Raw genomic sequence first — 19,074 nt, 5'->3', positions numbered from 1 at the left:
CCCCGGGGGCCGCTTCGGGCCGGGCCATGTGTCCCGATCGCTACATCCGGTGTCTCAAGGGGGCGATTGCGACACCCGTACGCCTTGCCTAGGATGCAAAGGCAAGGCTTACCTAAGTAGCTGCGATCGAGCAGCTGCCCGCGCGGTGCGCACTCCACGACGGCAGTCCCGGGACCAGGCGTGCGAGGACCGGCACCTCCGGCATCCGGACAAATGGGGTTCGACAATCATGCGTGCACATCGTCCACGGCTGGCCGCGGCGGCCACGGCCGCCCTCCTCACCCTCACCGCGTGCGGCGGCGGGTCCTCCGACGACGGGAAGGACGGCGGCGACCGGGGCAGCGCCAAGAACGGCGGCGGCTCCTCGACGGAGTTCCCCCTCACCGTCGAGCACGCGCTCGGGAAGACGACCGTCGAGTCGAAGCCCGAACGGGTCGCCACCGTCAACTGGGCGAACCAGGAGGTCCCGTTGGCCCTCGGCGTCGTCCCCGTCGGCATGGCCTCCGCCGACTTCGGTGACGACGACCGGGACGGCGTCCTGCCCTGGGTCGAGAAGCGGCTCGAGGAGCTGGGGGCGAAGACCCCGACGCTGTACGACGAGACCGACGGCATCGACTTCGAGGCCGTCGCGGACTCCCGTCCCGACATCATCCTCGCCGCGTACTCCGGCCTGACGAAGAAGGACTACGAGACCCTCAGCGAGATCGCCCCCGTCGTCGCCTACCCCGACGCCCCGTGGTCGACGCCGTGGCGCGAGATGATCCGGATGAACAGCCGGGCCATCGGCCTCGCCGCCGAAGGGGACGCCCTCGTCGGGAAGCTGGAGGCCGACATCCGCGAGTCCGTCGCCCGCCACCCCGGTCTGAAGGGGAAGTCCGCGATGTTCATGACGCACGTCGACCCCGGCGACGTCAGCGAGGTCGGCTACTACACCACGCACGACACCCGCGTGCGGTTCCTGGCGGACCTGGGGCTCAAGTCGCCCGGCAGCGTCGCGAAGGCGTCCGCGGGCACCGACAAGTTCGCGCTCACGCAGAGCGCCGAACGGATCGACACCTTCGACGACGTCGACATCGTCACCGGCTACGGCGACGAGAGCGGCAAGCTGCTCAAGACCCTCCGCGAGGACGAGCTGCTGTCCAAGATGCCCGCCGTCGAGCGCGGTTCGGCCTACCTGCTGCCCGGCGACTCCTCGCCGCTGGCCACCGCCGCCAACCCGACGCCGCTGTCCATCCCGTGGGTCCTCGACGACTACGTCGCGGCGCTCGCGAAGGCCGCGGACAAGGTCACGTGACACCGCGCGTGACCCCGGTCGACGCCCACCCGGCGCCCGGCGCCGCGCCCTCCCCCGCGGCCGGTCCCGTACGCCGGCCCGAGCCCGTACGCGAGCGGGGCACCGTACGGGAGCGGGCGCGCGCACGGGCCCTGTGGCTGCTCGCCGGTCTCGCGGTGCTCGCCGCCCTGGCGCTGGTGTCCCTCGCGTACGGCTCGCGGGACATCCCCTGGGCCGACGTGTGGGCCGCGCTCGGCGGCGCCGACACCACCCTCGGCGAGGCGGCGGCGCGCAAGCGCGTTCCCCGTACGGTGCTGGCGGTGCTCGTCGGTGCCGCGCTGGGGCTGGCGGGCGCCGTCATGCAGGGCATCACCCGCAACCCGCTGGCCGACCCCGGCATCCTCGGCGTCAACATGGGCGCCTCCCTCGCCGTCGTCACGGCCGTCGCGTTCTTCGGGCTCACCTCCCCCACCGGCTACATCTGGGTGGCGATGGGCGGCGCCGCGCTCGCGGCCGCGTTCGTGCACACCGTCGGCTCCCTCGGCCGCGGCGGTGCGACACCGCTGACGCTGGCGCTGGCGGGGGCCGCCAGCTCGGCCGCGTTCGCCTCGCTGGTGACCGCCGTCGTCCTCCCCCGGAACGACATCGCGGGCGGCTTCCGGCTGTGGCAGATCGGCGGCGTGGGCGGCGCCTCGTTCGACCGGATCGGGCAGGTGGCGCCGTTCCTCGCGGTCGGCTCCGCGATCTCCCTGCTGTCGGCCCGTTCGCTCAACTCCCTCGCCCTGGGCGACGAGTTGGCCGCCGGGATCGGTGAACGCGTCGCCCTGGCACGCGGTACGGCCGCCCTCGGCGCCGTCGTGCTGTGCGGCGCGGCCACCGCGGTCGCCGGGCCGATCGGGTTCGTCGGTCTCGTCGTACCGCACACCTGCCGCCTGCTCGTCGGCGTCGACCACCGGTGGCTGCTGCCGTTCTCCGCGCTGCTGGGCGCGGCGCTGCTCACCGCGGCCGACGTGGTCGGGCGGGTCGTGGCGCGCCCGGCGGAGGTCGACGTCGGCATCGTGACGGCCCTGATCGGCGCCCCCTTCTTCATCTGGATCGTCCGCCGGCAGAAAGTACGCGCGCTGTGACCACCGACGTCCTCCCCCGTCCCCCGTCGACCGTGGCCGTGGCCCGCGGGCGCGTACGGCGCGCGCGGCGCCGCCGTACGGTCGTCGCCGTGCTGGCGCTGCTCGTGGCCGCCGTGTTCACCGCGTCGCTGATGGTCGGGGACACCTTCTACCCGTTCGACGAGGTCCGCCGCGTCGTCCTCGGCGAACGGGTGCCGGGCGCGTCGTTCACCGTCGGGCGGCTGCGGCTGCCGCGCGCGGTGCTCGGCGCCGCCGCCGGGTTCAGCTTCGGACTGGCGGGCGTCACGTTCCAGACGCTGCTGCGCAACCCGCTCGCCAGCCCCGACGTCATCGGCATCAGCTCCGGCGCCAGCGCCGCCGCCGTCCTCGGCATCGTCACCCTCTCCCTCGACGAGACCGGGGTGTCGGTCCTCGCGGTCACCGCCGCGCTGGGCGTGGCACTGCTCGTCTACGTCCTCGCGTTCAAGGACGGCGTCGCCGGGACCCGGCTCGTCCTCATCGGCATCGGCGTCGCCGCCATGCTGGACAGCCTCGTCTCGTACGTCCTCTCGCAGGCCGCCGAGTGGGACCTCCAGGAGGCGACCCGCTGGCTCACCGGCAGCCTCAACAACGCGGCCTGGGACGAGACCGTGCCCACCCTCGTCGCCCTGGCCGTGCTCGGCCCCGTGCTCCTCGGCCGGTCCCGCGACCTGTCCGCGATGCGGCTCGGGGACGACACGGCGGCGGCCCTCGGCGTACGCACCGAACGCACCCGCCTCACGGTGATCGTCGCCGCCGTCGGGCTGATCGCCTTCGCCACGGCGGCGACCGGGCCGATCGCGTTCGTCGCGTTCCTGTCCGGGCCCGTCGCGGCGCGGCTCGTCGGGCCCGGCGGCTCGCTCCTGGTGCCCGCGGGACTCGTCGGCGCGCTGCTCGTGCTCGTCGCGGACCTCGCGGGCCAGCACGCCTTCGGCACCCGGCTGCCGGTCGGCGTCGTCACCGGCGTGCTCGGCGCCCCCTACCTCATCCATCTGATCATCCGCACCAACCGGACGGGAGGCTCCCTGTGACCACCGCACACTCCCTCGCCGCCGAGGGGCTCAGCCTCGGCTACGGCGACCGCGTCGTCATCGACTCCCTCGACCTCGCCGTACCGCCCGGCCTGATCACCGCCATCGTCGGGGCCAACGCCTGCGGCAAGTCCACACTGCTGCGCTCCATGTCCCGCCTGCTGGCGCCCCGTTCGGGCCGCGTCCTCCTCGACGGCGAGGAGGTGCACCGGATACCCGCCCGGCAGCTGGCGCGCACCCTCGGCCTGCTGCCGCAGTCGCCGGTGGCGCCCGAGGGCATCGTCGTCTCCGACCTGGTCGGCCGGGGCCGCCACCCCCACCAGGGGATGTTCTCCCGGTGGAAGGCCGAGGACGACGCCGCCGTGGCCGCCGCCCTGGAGGCCACCGGCACCACCGCGCTCGCCGACCGCCCCGTGGACGAACTCTCCGGCGGGCAGCGGCAACGGGTGTGGATCGCGATGGCGCTCGCGCAGCACACGGACGTCCTGCTGCTGGACGAGCCGACCACGTTCCTGGACGCCAGCCACCAGGTCGAGGTGCTGGACCTCCTCACCGACCTGAACGCCACCCGCGGCACCACCGTCGTGATGGTCCTCCACGACCTCAACCTGGCCGCCCGGTACGCCGACCACGTCCTCGCCCTGACGGACGGGCGGCTGCACGCCTCCGGCACGCCGGACGAGGTGCTGACGGAGGAGACCGTACGCGCGGTGTTCGGCCTGGACAGCCGCATCATCGAGGACCCGGTGTCGGGCCGCCCGCTGATGCTGCCGAAGGGGCGGCACCACGTACGGGACGCGGAACGGGGCGGGCGCGCCGCCGCGGAGACGCGCGCCGCGCGGGGCGTACGGGCCGGGCGGTCGGCGGGCTGACACCGGCCCGCGCCCGTACGCCCGTACCGGGCCCGTCAACCCGTCCCCGTACCGCCCCGGCCCGACCACCACTGGAGTCCACGTGCCCCGCACCACCGGCGCCGCCACCGCGCCGACCACGCCCACCGGCCCATCCGTTCCCTACGGCGACGGCGACGGCGTCGGCACGACCGTGCTGCGGTCCCGCGCCGAGCTGCGCGAACTGCTGGGTGAACCGCACCCGATCGTCATCGACAAGGTCCACGACCGGCTCACCGACGACGACACGGACGTCCTCGCCCGCTCCCCGTTCTGCCTGCTCGCGACCTCCGACGCGGACGGCCGCTGCGACGTGTCCCCGCGCGGCGGCGCCCCGGGCTTCGTCCACGTCGTCGACGCGGGCAGCCTGGCGCTGCCGGAGACCCCGGGCAACCGGCGCGGCGACAGCCTCCACAACCTCCTCGACAACCCGTACGCGGGCCTGCTGCACCTCGTTCCCGGCAGCCGCGACGTCCTCCGCGTCAACGGCCGGGCCCGCGTCCTCACCGACGCCCCGTTCTTCGACGCCATGACGGTCGGGGACCGCCGCCCGAAGCTCGCCGTACTCGTGGAGATCGACGAGATCTACCGTCACTGCGCGCAGTCCCTGCACCGCTCCGGGCTCTGGGACACCGCACGGGACGTCGGCATTCCGGACAATCCCCCAGTTAGTGCCGTGCCCACGACAGGTGCGGGCACCCCCGAGGTCGACCGACGGCGACCCCGTACTTAGGCTCACCCGCACTGTGCCGTTGAGCATGACCACGGCACCTTGCTGTGAGGAGTCGGAAATGAGCACCACCAAGAGGTCCGATGAGGAGCTCCGCGGCAAGGAGGCCGACGGCCCGCCGGGCGACCAGCTCCAGGCCGGGCTGAAGAACCGGCACCTGTCGATGATCGCCATCGGCGGGGTGATCGGCGCCGGGCTGTTCGTCGGCTCCAGCGCCGGTATCGCCGAGGCCGGACCGGGCATCCTGATCTCGTACGCACTGGCCGGTCTCATGGTCGTGCTGGTCATGCGGATGCTCGGCGAGATGGCCGCGGCCAGCCCGACGTCCGGCTCCTTCTCGGAGTACGCGGACCGCGCGCTGGGCCGCTGGGCGGGCTTCACCATCGGCTGGCTGTACTGGTTCTTCTGGGTCGTGGTCCTCGCTGTCGAGGCGACCGCCGCCGCGGCCATCCTCACCGGCTGGGTCCCGGCCGTACCGCAGTGGGCGTGGTCCCTGCTCGTCATGATCGTGCTGACGGCGACGAACCTCGTGTCGGTCGGCTCGTACGGCGAGTTCGAGTTCTGGTTCGCGGGCATCAAGGTCGTCGCGATCGGCGCGTTCATCGTCGTCGCGGGCCTCGCGGTGTTCGGTCTGCTGCCCGGTACGGAGTCGGTCGGCACGGAGAACCTCACCGGCCACGACGGCTTCCTCCCGAACGGGCCCGGGGCCGTGCTCTCCGGCATGCTGCTGGTGATCTTCTCGTTCATGGGCAGCGAGATCGTCACGCTCGCGGCGGGCGAGTCCGCGGAGCCCGCGAAGATGGTCTCCCGCGCCACCAACAGCGTCATCTGGCGCATCGGCATCTTCTACCTCGGCTCGATGCTGCTGGTCGTCACCCTCGTGCCGTGGAACTCGGACAAGCTCGCCGACGAGGGCTCGTACGTCGCGGCGCTGAACCAGATCGACATCCCGCACGCCGAGGTCATCATGGACGTCATCATCGTGTCGGCCGTCCTGTCCTGCCTCAACTCCGGCCTCTACACGGCCTCCCGAATGGCGTTCTCGCTCGGCAAGCGGGGCGACGCACCGGCCGCGTTCGCGCGTACCAGCTCCCGGGGCGTACCGGCGGCGGCGATCTGGGCGTCGGTCGCCTTCGGCTTCGTCGCGGTGATCTTCAACTACACGTCGCCGGACACGGTGTTCACGTTCCTGCTGAACTCCTCGGGCGCGGTCGCCCTCTTCGTGTGGCTGGTGATCTGCTTCTCGCAGCTGAAGCTGCGGCGGATCATCGAGCGGGACATGCCGGAGCGGCACACGGTGAAGATGTGGCTGTTCCCGTACCTCACGTACGCGACGATCGCCCTCATCCTCTTCGTCGTCGGCTACATGTTCTACGACGACGACGGCCGGGAGCAGATGATCATGTCGACGATCGTCGGCGTCCTGGCCCTGGGCATCGGCCTGGCCCTGCACCGCCCCGGCGGCAGCGACAGCGGCACGGACGGTGCCGAGCGGGCGCGCGCGGCGGAGAACGCCAACTCGTAGGCGCCACCCGCGTGAAGGGGCCCGGTCGGCAGCGTCGGACCGGCAGCCGGTTTCGGGGGCGGCCGTCAGGTGCGCACTCTCCACAGGTCGCGTGGCCCAGCCTGCGTACGCTTCCGCGTTGCGAAGCGGTGGGACGCCAGATGGCAATTCCGGTGGAGCCGTTGATGGATCTCATGGATGGCGTCACCGCTTCCGACGCGAGGAGAAGGGAGTCTTGGGGCCTCCCCTTGAGTGGCGGACATTCGGATACTGGATCTGCTTGATCCGGAGGAAACGAGAAAACCGCCGATGACGATGAAGGACCATGCGGACGGGTTCAAGGCCGAAGCCGTGGCCTTTGTACGAGTCGACGCCCGGGGCGACGTACCAGAGCATTGCCGCTGACCTGGGCATCAACCGGGCGACGCTGCGGGAGTGGGTGCTGCGGAAGCGCGAACGCCGTGGCGCCGGCTCCGCGCCGACGGGGCCGGCCGCAGGCTGATGGTCGAACCTCACCCATCTCCCCTCGCGGGGAAGGAGGTTCCTCCACCTCGCGACGGCCCCCGTCCGCGTGGGACCGAGCCCGCTCCCCACTCCTGCCTACGCGGCTCGTTCACCGCATGTGCGCCGCTCGCCGCCGGACCCCGCTGGAGCGACCAGCGCGCATCGACAGCGTCCCCTCATCGCCGAGGTCCCGGGCGTCAGACGGCAACCACGTGCACGTCCGTCGGCGCGAGAACTGTCAGGTAGGCGTGGATGTCCCCCGGGTCGGTGGTGAAGATCACCGCGCTGCCGTGCCGGGCCGCCGCCAGGGCCACCCAGGCGTCCACGGCGTCCGGCCGTTTCTTCGCCGGCAGGACCGCCTGCCCCAGCGCCGTAGCGATGCGCCGCCAGTCTGCGAGGTCCGGACCCGTCGCGCAGGCCAGACACTCCGGACGGCCCGACTTCGTCTCCCGCATGGGCGGCTCGGACGTACGGGCCTGAGGGACTGTGCAGTCCTTCAGGATGCCGGACAGGGCGTGCACCAGCGCCGGCTGGGGACGCCATACCTGGGCGAGGACCGGTCCGAGCACCAGCGCCCGGTGTGCGACCGTGCGCAGTCCCTCGTGGAGAGCGACCGCCTTCGCCTTGCGGTCGGTGAGTGCGATGAGCATGCCGGTGTCGTAGACCGGCACCCGATGGCTCACGCGGCATGTCCCGGACGGCGGCCTTGCCGGTCCCGACCTTCGACGAGACCCAGAGCCTCCTCGACCTCGCGGCGTTCCTGCTCCGTCAGTTCCGCTGCCGATTCCGAGGGGGGTTCGGCGGGCAGCCCGTCCGCCGCCCGCTCCGCCCGGGCGATGAGTGCATCCACCTCGGCGAACTGTTCCTCTATGGCATCGCTCTCGGCCATCTGGCGCGTCGCGGCATGCACCAGGTAGGCCGAGACGTCCATGCCCGCCCTCTCCGCGTGCTGCCTGATGCGTTCGGCTTGGTCCTGTTCCAAGCTGATGCTGATGCGCGTCTTTGCCACGAAGACATCGTAATACGCGTATGACGCCAGCGCGAAGTCAGTTACTCGAGGGGGAGCAAGCGGGCATGCCTCCTCTCCCCGGCACCCCTTCTCCGCAACCCCCACCCATCCACCTCAGCTGCGGCAGGGGGCGTTCATCGGTTCGGGCGCGCGGCCGGGCACGCCAGCGTCCGGAAACGGCGAAGACCCCAGCGGAGCTGGGGTCTTCTTCGGTGTCCGAGGGGGGACTTGAACCCCCACGCCCGATAAAGGGCACTAGCACCTCAAGCTAGCGCGTCTGCCATTCCGCCACCCGGACAGGTGAACCGCGCGGTGCGTACCGCTGCGGCGACGCGGACCACCATACCAAGTCTTCGGCGTGGTTCTCACCTGCGTAAACCCGGCGGCCACCCGGCGACGGAAAGTCAGCAGACGAGAACGGAGGGTGGTGACGGGGTGGGGGCCGCCCCGTCACCACCGGGCCGGGGTGGTGTCAGCAGCCGCGTACGCGCAGGGAGCGGAGGTGTCCGCTGGAGCGGCGGGCGGTGCTCAGGGAACCGGCCGGGTTGGCGGCGGGGTCGACCGCGTCGTCCCGTTCCACGATCCAGTGGTGGCGGCGGCGTCCGCCGGGGACGCTGCCGACGCGTTCCAGGAAGCGGCGGTAGTCGATGTCGCCGTCCCCGACGTCGACCATGCGGTAGCCGTCGGGGTTGGTCTCGTCGTGTTCGCCGTCCTTGACGTGGAACAGCGGGAAGCGGTGCGGCGCGTCGAGTACGTAGTCGAGCGGTTCGAAGGGGGCGGGGGTGCCGTCGGGGCGGGTGCTGTACTTGTACTGCCCGGCGTACGCCCAGTAGATGTCCATCTCCAGGTACACCAGCGCGGGGTCGGTCTCGGCGAGGAGCACGTCGTAGAGGCGTACGTCCGGCTGGTCCTCGGCGAAGCCGAACTCGTCGGCGTGGTTGTGCTGGTAGAACTTCAGGCCGCGCGCGCGGGCGGCGGCGCCGTACGTGTTGAACTCCTCGGCGGCGCGCTTCCACGCGTCGACCGTGTTGCCGTAGCGGTTGGGGCTGGCGGGGGTGCCGACGTGCGGGATGCCGAGTGCCGCCGCGTCGTCGAGGACCTTGTCCAGCTGGGTGGCGAAGGTGTACGCGCCGGGGTCGCCGCCGTCGGCGTGGTAGCCGACGTGGCTGCCGACCGGGGAGAGGCCGTTGTCGCGCAGCAGGCCGCGCAGCCGCTTGAGGCTGATGTCGCCGGTGCCCTGGGTGTACCCGGCGAACTCGACCTCGTCGTAGTCGTAGCGCGCCAACTCCTCGAAGACCCGCTCGAAGCCGAGGGACTGGACCTGGTCGCGCAGCGTGTAGAGCTGGATGCCGAGCCGTCCGCGCGGCACGGCGGGCTTCTTCGGCGCGTGGTGACCGTGACCGGGCTTGTGGGCGGGCGCGGCGGCGGCCTCGGTGGTGGCGGTGCCGAGCAGCGCGGCGGCGGTGGTCCCGGCGGCGACGCCGAGGAAGCCGCGGCGGCGGAGCCGGCGGTCGAGGTCGGTGTCGGCGGATCTGCGGCGGGAGGTGCCGCGGGAGGAGCCGGTGGTGTGCTGCGGGTCCTGGGTCATGACGCGTCTCCTGTCGTGCGTGGTGGGTGCAGGGCGTCGTGCATGGGGGGTCGGGCGTACGGGCGTACGGGCGCTCCGGACGTGACGGCGTGCGGGCGTCCCTACGCGCGGGCCCACGGGCGTACGGCGGAGCGCCCGTGCTTCAGGGCGCCGTACGCGGGGAGTCGAGGGCGAGGTCAAGCAGCAGCCCCTTGACCTCGGTGGCGTCGACGGTGCCGGTGACGACACCGGGGCGGGAGCAGAGGATCACCGGGCCCTCGTCCTCGCTGTCGGGCAGCCGCCCGTGGCTGCCGCGTACGGGCGAGGCGTCCAGCGGTACGACCGCCATGCGGTAGCGCATCCCGGACTTCTTGCGGGCGAGCGCGGTGGCGGCGCGCAGCCGTACGTACGGGTCCTCGGGGTCCATGAACAGCTCGGCCGGGTCGTAGCCGGGCTTGCGGTGGATCTCCACGAGCTGGGCGAAGTCGGGGGCGCGGGCGTCGTCCAGCCAGTAGTAGTAGGTGAACCAGGAGTCGGGCTCGGCCACGGCGACGAGTTCCCCGGCGCGGGGGTGGTCGAGGCCCTGGGCCTTCTTGCCGTCCTCGTCGAGGAGTTCGGCGAGGCCGTCGAGACCGTCGAGGGCGGCGCGTACGGCGGGCAGGTCCTCGGGGCGGCGCACGTAGACGTGCGAGATCTGGTGGTCGCTGACGGCGAACGCGCGGGACGTCCACGGGTCCAGGTACTCCATGCCGTCCTGGGTGTGCACCTCCAGCAGCCCGGCGCGGCGCAGCGCGCGGTTGATGTGCACGGGCCGGGAGACGGGCGTGATGCCGTACTCGGACAGGGCGACGACCGTACGGCCCTCCGCCTCCGCGTCGTCCAGCAGCGGGGCGAGCGCCGCGTCGAGGGCGGTGGCGGCGGCGCGGGCGCGGGGGTCGTCGGGGCCGTAGCGCTGGAGGTCGTAGTCGAGGTGCGGTACGTAGCAGAGGGCGAGGTCGGGGTGACGGGTGCGCAGCAGGTGGCGGGTCGCGTCGATGATCCACTGCGAGGAGGTGAGGTCGGCGCCGGGGCCCCAGAACGTGAAGAGGGGGAACGTGCCGAGGGTGTCGGTGAGTTCGTCGTGCAGCGCGGGCGGCCGGGTGTAGCAGTCGGGTTCCTTGCGGCCGTCGGCGTAGTAGACGGGCCGGGGGGTGACGGTCCAGTCGGTGTCGGCGCCCATCGCGTACCACCAGCAGACGTTGGCGACGGTGTAGTCGGGGCGTACGGCGCGGGCGGCGTCCCACAGCTTCTCGCCGCCGACGAGCGCGTTGTGCTGGCGCCACAGCAGGACGTCGCCCAGCTCGCGGAAGTACCAGCCGTTGCCGACGATGCCGTGCCCGGACGGCGGCAGCCCGGTGAGGAACGTGGACTGCGCGGCGCAGGTGACGGCGGGCAGCACGGTGCCCAGCGGGGCGTACGAGCCGGAGTCCGCGAGCGCCCGCAGCCGCGGCATGTGGGCGAGGAGGCGGGGGGTGAGCCCGACGACGTCGAGGACGAGGAGGGGGTGCGCGGCGGGGGCCTCGGCGTCGGCGGGGGCTCCGGCGGTGTCCGCGGCGGTGGGGTCGGTCATGGCAGCTCCTTGAGCCCGAGGTCGGTCAGCAGGTCGCGGGCGACGCCCAGTTCGGCCGCGATCCCGTCGGCCAGTTGCGCGCGGGTGCGCGGGCGGAGCCCGGCGGGCAGCGCCTGCCAGGTGTACGTCTCCACCTCCAGGTGGTGGGTCAGCGGCGTGTCGCCGCCCACCAACTGGCCCAGCGACGCCCGCAGTTCGTCCACCGTGGCGGTGAGCGGCGGGCTGAGCGGGGCGTGCAGCGGGACGTGGAAGTGGGCGCGCCACGGCGCCTCGGTGGGCAGCGCCCCGGAGGTGAGGGCCTCGTCGAGGTCGTCGGTGGCGCGCGGCCCGGCGCCCGTACGGACCCGGGTCTGGTGCAGGAAGCGCGGCTCGGCGAACTCCGCCAGGGCGGCGCGTACGTCGGGCCGGTGCGGCTCCTCGGCGTGCAGCGCCGCCGACAGCTGTGCCTTGACGACGGGCAGGCCGGCGCGGCCGAGGGCGGGCAGCGCCTGCTCCGGGTCCTCGAAGGAGGTGGCGAGGTGGCAGGTGTCGACGCACACGCCGATACGGTGCGCGGGCGGCGCGCCCTCGCCGGTCAGCGCCTCGATGGCGTCGGCGGTGGTCTCGACGGTGCAGCCGGGTTCGGGTTCGAGGCCGACGCGGATGCTGCGACCGGTCAGCTCCTCCAGCGCGTCGAGCTGCCGGGCGAGGGCGCACAGCGCGTCGAGCGCGGTACGGCGGCGCTCCGCGTCGAAGCCGGTGCGCCAGGCGAGCGGCAGGGTGGAGACGGTGCCCTCGGTGATGTCGTCGGGGAGCAGCGCGGCCAGCAGCCGGGCGAGGTCGGCGGTGTGCTCCAGCCGGTCGGGTTCGGTCCAGTCGGGCCGGTACACGCGGTACTTCACGTACTCGTCGCCGAAGCCCTGGTACGGGAAGCCGTTCAGCGTGACGACCTCCAGGCCGCGCGCGTCCAGCTCGCCGCGCAGGCGGCGCAGCGCGGCCGGGTCGGAGGTCAGGTCGTGGGCGGCGTCGCGGGCCAGCCACAGGCCGATGCCGAGCCGGTCGCGGTGCAGCCGCCGCCGTACGGGCTCGGCGTACGCGCCCAGCTGCGCCAGTACGCCGTCGAGGTCCTCCGCCGCGTGCACGTTGGTGCAGTACGAGAGGTGGACGGTGGAGCCGTCCGGATGCCGGAAGCGCACCGTCACTCACCGCCGCGCAGCAGCGAGTTGCCCTCGTGGGTGGCCTCCGGCGGCGCCACGTCGAGGTCGAGTCGGCCGCTGAGGCCGTAGAACGCGACGGGGTTGCGCCACAGCACCCGGTCCACGTCGTCCTCGGTGAAGCCGTCGGTGAGCATGGCGTCGGCGACGGCGCGGGTCTTCAGCGGGTCGCTGTTGCCCCAGTCGGCGGCCGAGTTGACCAGGACGCGGTCCATCAGCCAGGGGTACGCGCGCAGGACGCGGACCATGCGGTGCTCGTCCATCTTGGTGTCGGGGTAGATGGAGAAGCCGAGCCAGCTGCCGCTGTCGGCGGCGGCCGCCACGGTCGTCTCGTTGAGGTGGTCGAGGAGCACCCACGAGGGGTCGAGGGCGGACTCCCGCACGGCGTCGACCGTACGGGCGAGGCCCGCGGCCTTGTCGCGGTGCGGGGTGTGGACGAGGGCGGGGAGGCCGTGGTCGGCGGCGAGTTGGAGCTGGGCGGCGAGGGCCTCGTCCTCGGCGGGGGTCATCGAGTCGTAGCCGATCTCGCCGACGGCGACGACGGAGTCCTTGACGAGGTAGCGCGGCAGTTCGTCGAGGACGGGGAGGCAGCGCGGGTCGTTGGCCTCCTTGGGGTTGAGGGCGAGGGTGCAGTGGTGGGCGATGCCGTGCTGGGCGGCGCGGAACGGCTCCCAGCCGAGGAGCGCGTCGAAGTAGTCGTAGAACGTCTCGGGGGCCGTACGGGGCTGGCCGAGCCAGAAGGACGGCTCGACGAGGGCGCGGACGCCGGACGCGTGCATGGCGGCGTAGTCGTCGGTGGTCCGCGAGGTCATGTGGATGTGGGGGTCGAAGATGCGCATCAGGACCTCGTCTCCTCGTGGGGTGCGGCGTCGGTGCCGTTCCCGGCGTGGGTCTCCGTGAGCGCCAGCACGTGGTGCAGGTCGTCGGGTACGGGGCGGCCCGCGGCGGCCCGTTCGGCGGCGTAGTCGCGGAGCATGCGGGCGAGTTCGGCGTCGCCCGCGGCCCGTTCGGCCAGGCCCGCGACGGCGGTCACGGGCACCCCGGTGAACAGGCACTTGAGGATCGCCTGCCGCCAGGCGTGCGCGCCGAGGCGCGCGGCGGCGTACGGGCCGACGGCGGCGGCGACCAGCCGCGTGTCGTTGGCGCGAAGGGCGTCCTCGACGAGCGGCACGCCGTCGTCGTCGACCGGCAGCCACGGCAGCGCGACGAGCACGGCGCGGCGTTCGGCGGCGCTGCCGCGGGTGTAGAGGCGGGTGAGCGTGCCGGTGTCGGGCCGGGCGGCGTGCAGGAGGAGCACCCGGGCGGCGTCGGCCGCTTCGGGTACGGGAGCGGGTGCGGGTGCGGCGCCCGTGGCGGCGGCGCGGCAGTGGCGGCCCGCGGCGGCGAACGCCAACTCCCAGGCGGGCAGCGGCCGTCGGGCCCCGGGGGCCGCGTCGGCCGCGGGCTCCGGGCCGGTGGCGGCGGCCCGCCGCGCGTCCGCGAGCGCGCCGTCCAGCCAGGCGCGGGCCCCGGCGTCGAGGCGCTGCCGCAGCGACGCCTCCAGCGCCGCCGCGCCGAGCCGGGCGCTCTCCTCGCCCGCGTGCGCGTCGGCGGCGCGACCCTCCCGTGCGCGCTCCCCCGGGACGTCGCCCGCCGCGCTCAGCACGGCTGCTCCGCCCCGGCGCGTACGGCCACCGGCGGCGCGGGCGGGGCCGCCTCCGCCGCGCGCAGGAACCGTACGGACTCCTCCGCCATGGCCGGCCCGGCGTGCGAGTGGCGGGGCAGCTCGACGGTGACGAGGCCGTCGTAGCCCACGTCGCGCAGCGCCGCGAGGATCGGTGGGAAGTCCATCTCGCCCTCCCCGAACGGCAGGTGCTCGTGCGTGCCGCGCCGCATGTCCTCGATCTGCACGTGCCGCAGCCAGGGCGCGGCGGCGCGTACGCACTTCTCGGGCGGGTCCGGTTCGAGGCACTGGCAGTGGCCGAGGTCCAGGGTGAGGCCCAGGCCGTCGGGGTCGCCGAGGAGCGTACGCAGCCGGTGGAAACCGGCCAGGTCGCCCACGAGGTGCCCCGGTTCGGGCTCGACGGCCAGCGGCACGCCCGCCGCGTCGGCCGCCTCCAGCACGGTGCCCAGGCCGCCCGCGAGCCGCTGCCAGGCCGCGTCGTCGGAGGTCCCGGCGGGGGTGACGCCGCTGAAGCAGTGCACGGCGTGCGCGCCGAGGTCGGCGGCGACGCGTACGGCCGTGCACAGCAGGGCCGTACGGGCGGCGCGGCCGTCCGGTTCGGGGTCGAGGAGGGTCGGGCCGTGCTTACGGCGCGGGTCGAGGACGTAGCGGGCGCCGGTCTCGACGGTGACGGAGAGGCCGTGCCGCTCCAGCGCGCGGGCGACGGCGGCCGTACGCGCGGCCAGTCCGGGCGCGAGCGGGTCGAGGTGCATGTGGTCGAGGGTCAGGCCGACGCCGTCGTAGCCGAGTCCGGCGAGCACGTCGAGAGCGTCGTCGAGCCGCAGGTCGGCCAGGCCGTTGGTGCCGTAGGCCAGCCGCAGCGCAGCGGGCGGGGTCATGTGGGGCTCACCTTCCTGGACAGCAGCCGGGCCAGCGGCAGCAGCGCGAGCAGCGGCACGGCGGTGCGCGGGGAACCGGCGCGCGCGGCGAGCACGGCCTGCAACGGGATCATGGCGCGGATGCCGCCGCCGACCGCCCGCTGGTACAGCGGCGGCGACGGGTTGAGCGCGGCGTGCGCGAGGGGGCGGGCGGCGGTGGCCGCGTAGGCGGCGGCGAGGAGCACGGTGGCGGGGTCGGGGGCGGCCGGGCCGGGAGCGGCGGACGGGCCGGGGGCCCGCGCGGGCGGGCGGGCGGCGACGTGGGCGACCGCCGCGACGGCGGCCAGCGCGCCGAGCGGCAGCGCCGTCGACCCGCCCACCGTCTCGCGCCGCGACACGGTGGTGACGGCCAGGGTGTGCGCGCCGAGCAGGGCGGCGGCGGGGGCGGCGCCCCGCGCGGCCGAACGGGCCGCCGCGCGCGGGGTGTCGGGGGGCGGCGCGCCCGTACGGCCCCTGTCCGCCGCACCTGCGTCCGGGTGCGCCGCGCCCGTCGCCACCGCGCCCAGCAGCAGGTCCAGGGAGCGGGCGGCGGCCATCGCGGCCGGGCCCGCCGGGGTGTGCTTCAGCCCGAGGTCGTACGCCCACACCGCACCGGCCAGCACCGTGGCCGTACCGAACGCGGTGCGTCCGGCCGCCGCCGCGCAGCCGAGGCCCGCGGCGGTCAGCGCCGCGGCGGCGGCGAGGGCCTCCGGCGGGCTGATCCGCCCGGAGGGCAGCGGGCGTTCGGGGCGTTCCACGGCGTCGATGTGCCGGTCCGCCCAGTCGTTGAGCGCCATCCCCGCCTCGTACAGGCAGAGGGAGGCGCCGACGGCGGCCAGCGTGCCCCGGTTGGGCGCGCGGGACGCGGCGGCGGCTCCGGCGAGGGCGTCGCCGGGGACGGTGAACAGCGCGGAGACGCGCAGCAGTCGCGCCCACGCCGCGGCCCGCCCGCCGGGCGGCGCGCCGGGGGCGGCGCAGACCGCGGGGGGCGGCGCGGAGCTGCCCGCGTCCGGGCCCGGGTCCACGGGGAGCGCGCGGCCCGTACGCGGCACGGAGACCGTACGCGGTGCCGTGTCCGCCCCGGGCCCCGCCGCCACGCGCCCGGCGGCGGGACGTCCGGCGGAGAGGCGTCCGGCGGCGCGCGGGACGCGTCGTGCGCGCCCGCGCGCCGCCAGGGCGGCGGACGCCGCCACGAGCGCCCCCGCCGCCAGCACCGCGGCCGTCCGTGTGGGGCCGTTCACGGACGCGCCCGGAGGCGGGCGGCGAGGGACAGCAGTGCGCGCCACTGCTCGGGCAGCGCGCTGGACCCGGTGTCGGGGTCCTTGAAGTAGAAGCCGAGGCCGTCGACCGGACCGCTGAGGCCCGCCTCCTGGGCGCGGGCGAGCAGCCGCGCGAGGTCCAGGACGAGGGGCGCGGCGAGTGCCGAGTCGCAGCCCTGCCAGATGGTCTGGAGGATCATCCGGGAGCCGAGGAAGCCGTCGAACGCGACGTGGTCCCAGGCGGTCTTCATGTCGCCCAGCGCCGGTACGTCGTCGATGTGCACGTCGCCCTGCGGCAGTTCGCCGAGGGTGTCGGAGAGGACGCGCGCCTTGCCCGCGTTCTTCGCCGCCGCCGCGCCGGGGTCGGTGAGGGCCGCGCCGTCGCCGCCGCCGAGCAGGTTGGTGCCGGACCAGGCGCGTACGGCCAGGGCGCGCTGCGCGAACATCGGCGCCAGCACGGAACGCAGCAGCGTCTGCCCGGTCTTGCCGTCGCGGCCCGCGTACGGCACGCCCGCCTCGGCCGCGGCCGTGCGCAACCGGGGGTGGTGGAGGCCGGTGGACGGGGTGAAGTTGACGTACGGGCAGCCCGCGCGCAGGGCGGCCGCCGCGTAGAGGGAGCTGGAGGGGAGGGCGGTGTCGCCGGGGACGGGCGCGGCCTCGGTGGTGGCGACGTTGACCACGACGACCCGGGCGAGCCCGTGCGCGGCGCGGAAGGCGTCGATGTCGGCGGCGAAGGCGGCGATCAGCTCGTCCTCGCCGCGCGGGTCGTCCGGGCCGGGGCCGCCGGGGCGTACGGCCTCGTCGGCGGCGGTGAGTTCGGCGCGGAGGGTGGCGGGGAGGCCGTACGGGAGGGCGCCGGAGGTGACGAGTTCCTCGGCGCGCTTGGGCAGCGGCGTGGGGGACGTGTCGTGGCCCCCGAAGACGAGGGTCTCCAGGGGCGGCAGCCCGCTGTCCGCGAACGGGTTGGTCGCGGTGACCATCCCGGTGGGCGGGTGGAGTCCGGCGGCGACGGCCGCGCAGCCGGCTATGACGGTGGTGGCGACGGAGCCGCGCGCTCCGACGAGCCAGACTCCTGTGCGTTCCTCGGTCACGTCCTGCCTCCCTGTGGTTGCTCTCTGCCGTGGTGGGGGCCTGTTTCTTCGTCGGTTCCGGCGGGTGGCCGTCCCGTGGCCGCCGCACGGCTCACGAGCCGCCCTGCCCATCCGGCCGCCCGTCCAACCGTTCCGCTCCGGGTGGTGCCGGGAGCGGCGGGTGGGGAGTCGGCGTTCTCCCCACCCGTCGCCGGCGCCGCGGGCGGCCCCCCTCGGGCCACCGGCGGCGGACCTGGGAGGACCGGCCGCGGATTGGTCCGGACCTAACGTACCGGCGGTGTCAGCTCCTTCACCCGTACGTTCCGGAACGCGACCTCGTCGTCGGCCCCGTGGTTCTGGAGTCCGAAGTAGCCGTCGGTGAGGCTGCGGGCGGGGTCGGTGTTGGTGAAGTCGTTGATCAGCACGTCGTTGAGGTAGATCCGCAGGCGCTCGCCCTCGACGACGAGTTCGTACGCGTTCCACTCCCCCGGCGGGTTCAGCGCGGCGTCGCGCGCCGCGATGTCGGCGGACTGGAAGGTGTAGACGGCGCCCGTCGTACGGTCCTCGGCGTCGGTGGCGTCGATCTGCACCTCGTAGCCGTTGTCCACGGCCGTCCACGGGTCGTCGGAGGCCGGGAAGCCCACGAAGACACCGGAGTTGTCGTCACCGGCCATCTTCCAGTCGAGCTTCAGGGAGTACGCGGGGTACTCCTTCGCCTCGTACCAGAGCAGCCCCATGCCGCCGGTCGTCGTCATCGTCCCGTCGCCGTTCAGCTCGAACGAGCCGGGCCCGGCCTGCTTCCAGCCGTCCAGCGAGGTGCCGTCGAAGATCGGCGTGTACCCGGGCTCCTCGGCGCCGTCCGGGGGCGAGCAGTCAGCGTCGGCGGCGCCGGTCGCGTACCGGATGCCGCCGAGCAGGTGCTGCCGGAAGTCCGGTTCGGCGTACGACTCCTTGGTGTGGCCGAGCCCGGTGTAGAACGACCGGCCGCCGTCGAAGGCGTGGCACCAGGTGATGGGGTGGTCCTCGCCCATGTTGCCGCCGTCGTACGTCGACTCGTCGAGCGTGGCGAGCACGTGCGTCCGGGCGCGGGGGTTGGCGCGGTAGTTGTACAGCTCGTCGGTGCGCACCCACTCGTCCTGGAGGTGCGCGGTCGCCGGGTGGTCGTGGTCCTCGACGCGGACGGTGGCCTCCTGGATGGCCGGGTGCGAGTCGAACCACGTGCCGGCGAGCTGCCCGTACCAGGGCCAGTCGTACTCGGTGTCGGCCGCCGCGTGGACCCCGGCGTAGCCGCCGCCCCCGCGCACGTACTCCTCGAACGCCGCCTGCTGCGCGTCGTCGAGCACGTCGCCGGTCGTGGAGAGCCACACCACGGCGTCGTAGCGGGCGAGGTTCTCCGGGGTGAACTGGGCGGCGTCCTCGGTCGCGTCGACCGTGAAGCCGTTCTCCTCGCCCAGCTGCCGCACGGTCTCGATGCCGTCGGGGATGGAGTCGTGGCGGAATCCGGCGGTCTTGGAGAAGACCAGGACGTTCTCGCCCTCGGCGGCGCCGCGTTCCGCGGCGTGTCCGGCGGGCAGGGCGGTGGAGCCGAGGAGCAGTGCCGCCGCGATGACCGCCAGGCGTGCTGTGCGCTGCATGCGTCACTCCCTTTCTCTGCGGGTCTCTGCGAGCTGGGGGGCGGGGCCGTACGGTCGCGGGCGGCTGCCCGTCCGGGTCCGTACGGCCCCCTCGTGT

The 19,074-nt window shown here is 74.1% G+C and carries 17 protein-coding genes and 1 tRNA gene; 6 read left to right on the top strand and 12 right to left on the bottom strand.

Annotated elements, in window-relative coordinates; genetic code table 11:
- Positions 1-229 precede the first annotated feature (229 nt).
- The 6 genes from D7M15_RS25555 to D7M15_RS25530 all read left to right on the top strand — a co-directional run bounded on the left by D7M15_RS25555 (position 230) and on the right by D7M15_RS25530 (position 6,594).
- A complete protein-coding gene (locus D7M15_RS25555) occupies positions 230-1,294 on the top strand; it encodes an iron-siderophore ABC transporter substrate-binding protein (RefSeq protein WP_121519650.1) in 1,065 nt (354 codons plus the stop codon).
- Positions 1,295-1,302: 8 nt separating this feature from the next.
- A complete protein-coding gene (locus tag D7M15_RS25550) occupies positions 1,303-2,400 on the top strand; it encodes an iron ABC transporter permease (protein ID WP_121521385.1) in 1,098 nt (365 codons plus the stop codon).
- Entirely contained in the window at positions 2,397-3,449 is a 1,053-nt protein-coding gene (locus D7M15_RS25545) for an iron chelate uptake ABC transporter family permease subunit (protein WP_121519649.1), read from the top strand. Before D7M15_RS25550 ends, D7M15_RS25545 begins: the two co-directional genes overlap by 4 nt.
- Positions 3,446-4,321 carry an ABC transporter ATP-binding protein gene (locus tag D7M15_RS25540; protein WP_121519648.1) on the top strand — a complete coding sequence of 292 codons (876 nt, stop codon included), beginning with the start codon at positions 3,446-3,448 and terminating at the stop codon, positions 4,319-4,321. The genes D7M15_RS25545 and D7M15_RS25540 overlap by 4 nt, the downstream gene beginning before the upstream one ends.
- A gap of 172 nt (positions 4,322-4,493) precedes the next feature.
- Positions 4,494-5,072: an MSMEG_1061 family FMN-dependent PPOX-type flavoprotein gene (locus tag D7M15_RS25535; RefSeq protein WP_121521383.1), complete on the top strand. Its 579-nt coding sequence runs from the start codon at positions 4,494-4,496 to the stop codon at positions 5,070-5,072.
- Positions 5,073-5,130: 58 nt separating this feature from the next.
- Positions 5,131-6,594, top strand: a complete 1,464-nt coding sequence (locus D7M15_RS25530) for an amino acid permease (protein WP_206337422.1) — start codon at positions 5,131-5,133, stop codon at positions 6,592-6,594.
- Positions 6,595-7,274: 680 nt separating this feature from the next.
- On the opposite strand, the gene D7M15_RS25525 is transcribed toward D7M15_RS25530, so the two are convergent.
- The 12 genes from D7M15_RS25525 to D7M15_RS25470 all read right to left on the bottom strand — a co-directional run bounded on the left by D7M15_RS25525 (position 7,275) and on the right by D7M15_RS25470 (position 18,977).
- Complete coding sequence (locus tag D7M15_RS25525) at positions 7,275-7,760, bottom strand: hypothetical protein (RefSeq protein WP_206337421.1); 486 nt, start codon at positions 7,758-7,760, stop codon at positions 7,275-7,277.
- On the bottom strand, positions 7,757-8,086 hold the full coding sequence (locus D7M15_RS25520) for a ribbon-helix-helix protein, CopG family (protein ID WP_206337420.1): 330 nt from the start codon (positions 8,084-8,086) through the stop codon (positions 7,757-7,759). The genes D7M15_RS25525 and D7M15_RS25520 overlap by 4 nt, the downstream gene beginning before the upstream one ends.
- Positions 8,087-8,299: 213 nt before the next feature.
- Positions 8,300-8,384, bottom strand: a tRNA-Leu gene (locus D7M15_RS25515).
- Positions 8,385-8,558: 174 nt separating this feature from the next.
- Complete coding sequence (locus D7M15_RS25510; RefSeq protein ID WP_121519645.1) at positions 8,559-9,674, bottom strand: sugar phosphate isomerase/epimerase; 1,116 nt, start codon at positions 9,672-9,674, stop codon at positions 8,559-8,561.
- A gap of 142 nt (positions 9,675-9,816) precedes the next feature.
- Complete coding sequence (locus D7M15_RS25505; RefSeq protein WP_240649738.1) at positions 9,817-11,145, bottom strand: nucleotide pyrophosphatase/phosphodiesterase family protein; 1,329 nt, start codon at positions 11,143-11,145, stop codon at positions 9,817-9,819.
- A gap of 113 nt (positions 11,146-11,258) precedes the next feature.
- Positions 11,259-12,437, bottom strand: a complete 1,179-nt coding sequence (gene eboE, locus D7M15_RS25500) for a metabolite traffic protein EboE (RefSeq protein ID WP_121519643.1) — start codon at positions 12,435-12,437, stop codon at positions 11,259-11,261.
- Between the two features lie 2 nt (positions 12,438-12,439).
- A complete protein-coding gene (locus D7M15_RS25495; RefSeq protein ID WP_121519642.1) occupies positions 12,440-13,294 on the bottom strand; it encodes a TatD family hydrolase in 855 nt (284 codons plus the stop codon).
- Entirely contained in the window at positions 13,294-13,998 is a 705-nt protein-coding gene (locus D7M15_RS25490) for an EboA domain-containing protein (protein ID WP_121521379.1), read from the bottom strand. The genes D7M15_RS25495 and D7M15_RS25490 overlap by 1 nt, the downstream gene beginning before the upstream one ends.
- A gap of 95 nt (positions 13,999-14,093) precedes the next feature.
- Positions 14,094-14,996: a sugar phosphate isomerase/epimerase family protein gene (locus tag D7M15_RS25485; protein WP_121519641.1), complete on the bottom strand. Its 903-nt coding sequence runs from the start codon at positions 14,994-14,996 to the stop codon at positions 14,094-14,096.
- Positions 14,993-16,255: an SCO3242 family prenyltransferase gene (locus D7M15_RS25480; RefSeq protein WP_346428827.1), complete on the bottom strand. Its 1,263-nt coding sequence runs from the start codon at positions 16,253-16,255 to the stop codon at positions 14,993-14,995. The genes D7M15_RS25485 and D7M15_RS25480 overlap by 4 nt, the downstream gene beginning before the upstream one ends.
- Positions 16,252-17,364, bottom strand: a complete 1,113-nt coding sequence (locus tag D7M15_RS25475) for an inositol-3-phosphate synthase (protein WP_240649483.1) — start codon at positions 17,362-17,364, stop codon at positions 16,252-16,254. Before D7M15_RS25475 ends, D7M15_RS25480 begins: the two co-directional genes overlap by 4 nt.
- Positions 17,365-17,627: 263 nt before the next feature.
- A complete protein-coding gene (locus D7M15_RS25470) occupies positions 17,628-18,977 on the bottom strand; it encodes a ThuA domain-containing protein (RefSeq protein ID WP_121519638.1) in 1,350 nt (449 codons plus the stop codon).
- Between the last annotated feature and the right edge of the window lie 97 nt (positions 18,978-19,074).

This window comes from Streptomyces sp. Z26 (assembly GCF_003665095.1).
Taxonomy (GTDB): Bacteria; Actinomycetota; Actinomycetes; order Streptomycetales; family Streptomycetaceae; genus Streptomyces; species Streptomyces phytohabitans.
The sequence above is the reverse complement of the archived record's forward strand: the minus strand, read 5'-3'. Positions and strand labels throughout refer to the sequence as shown.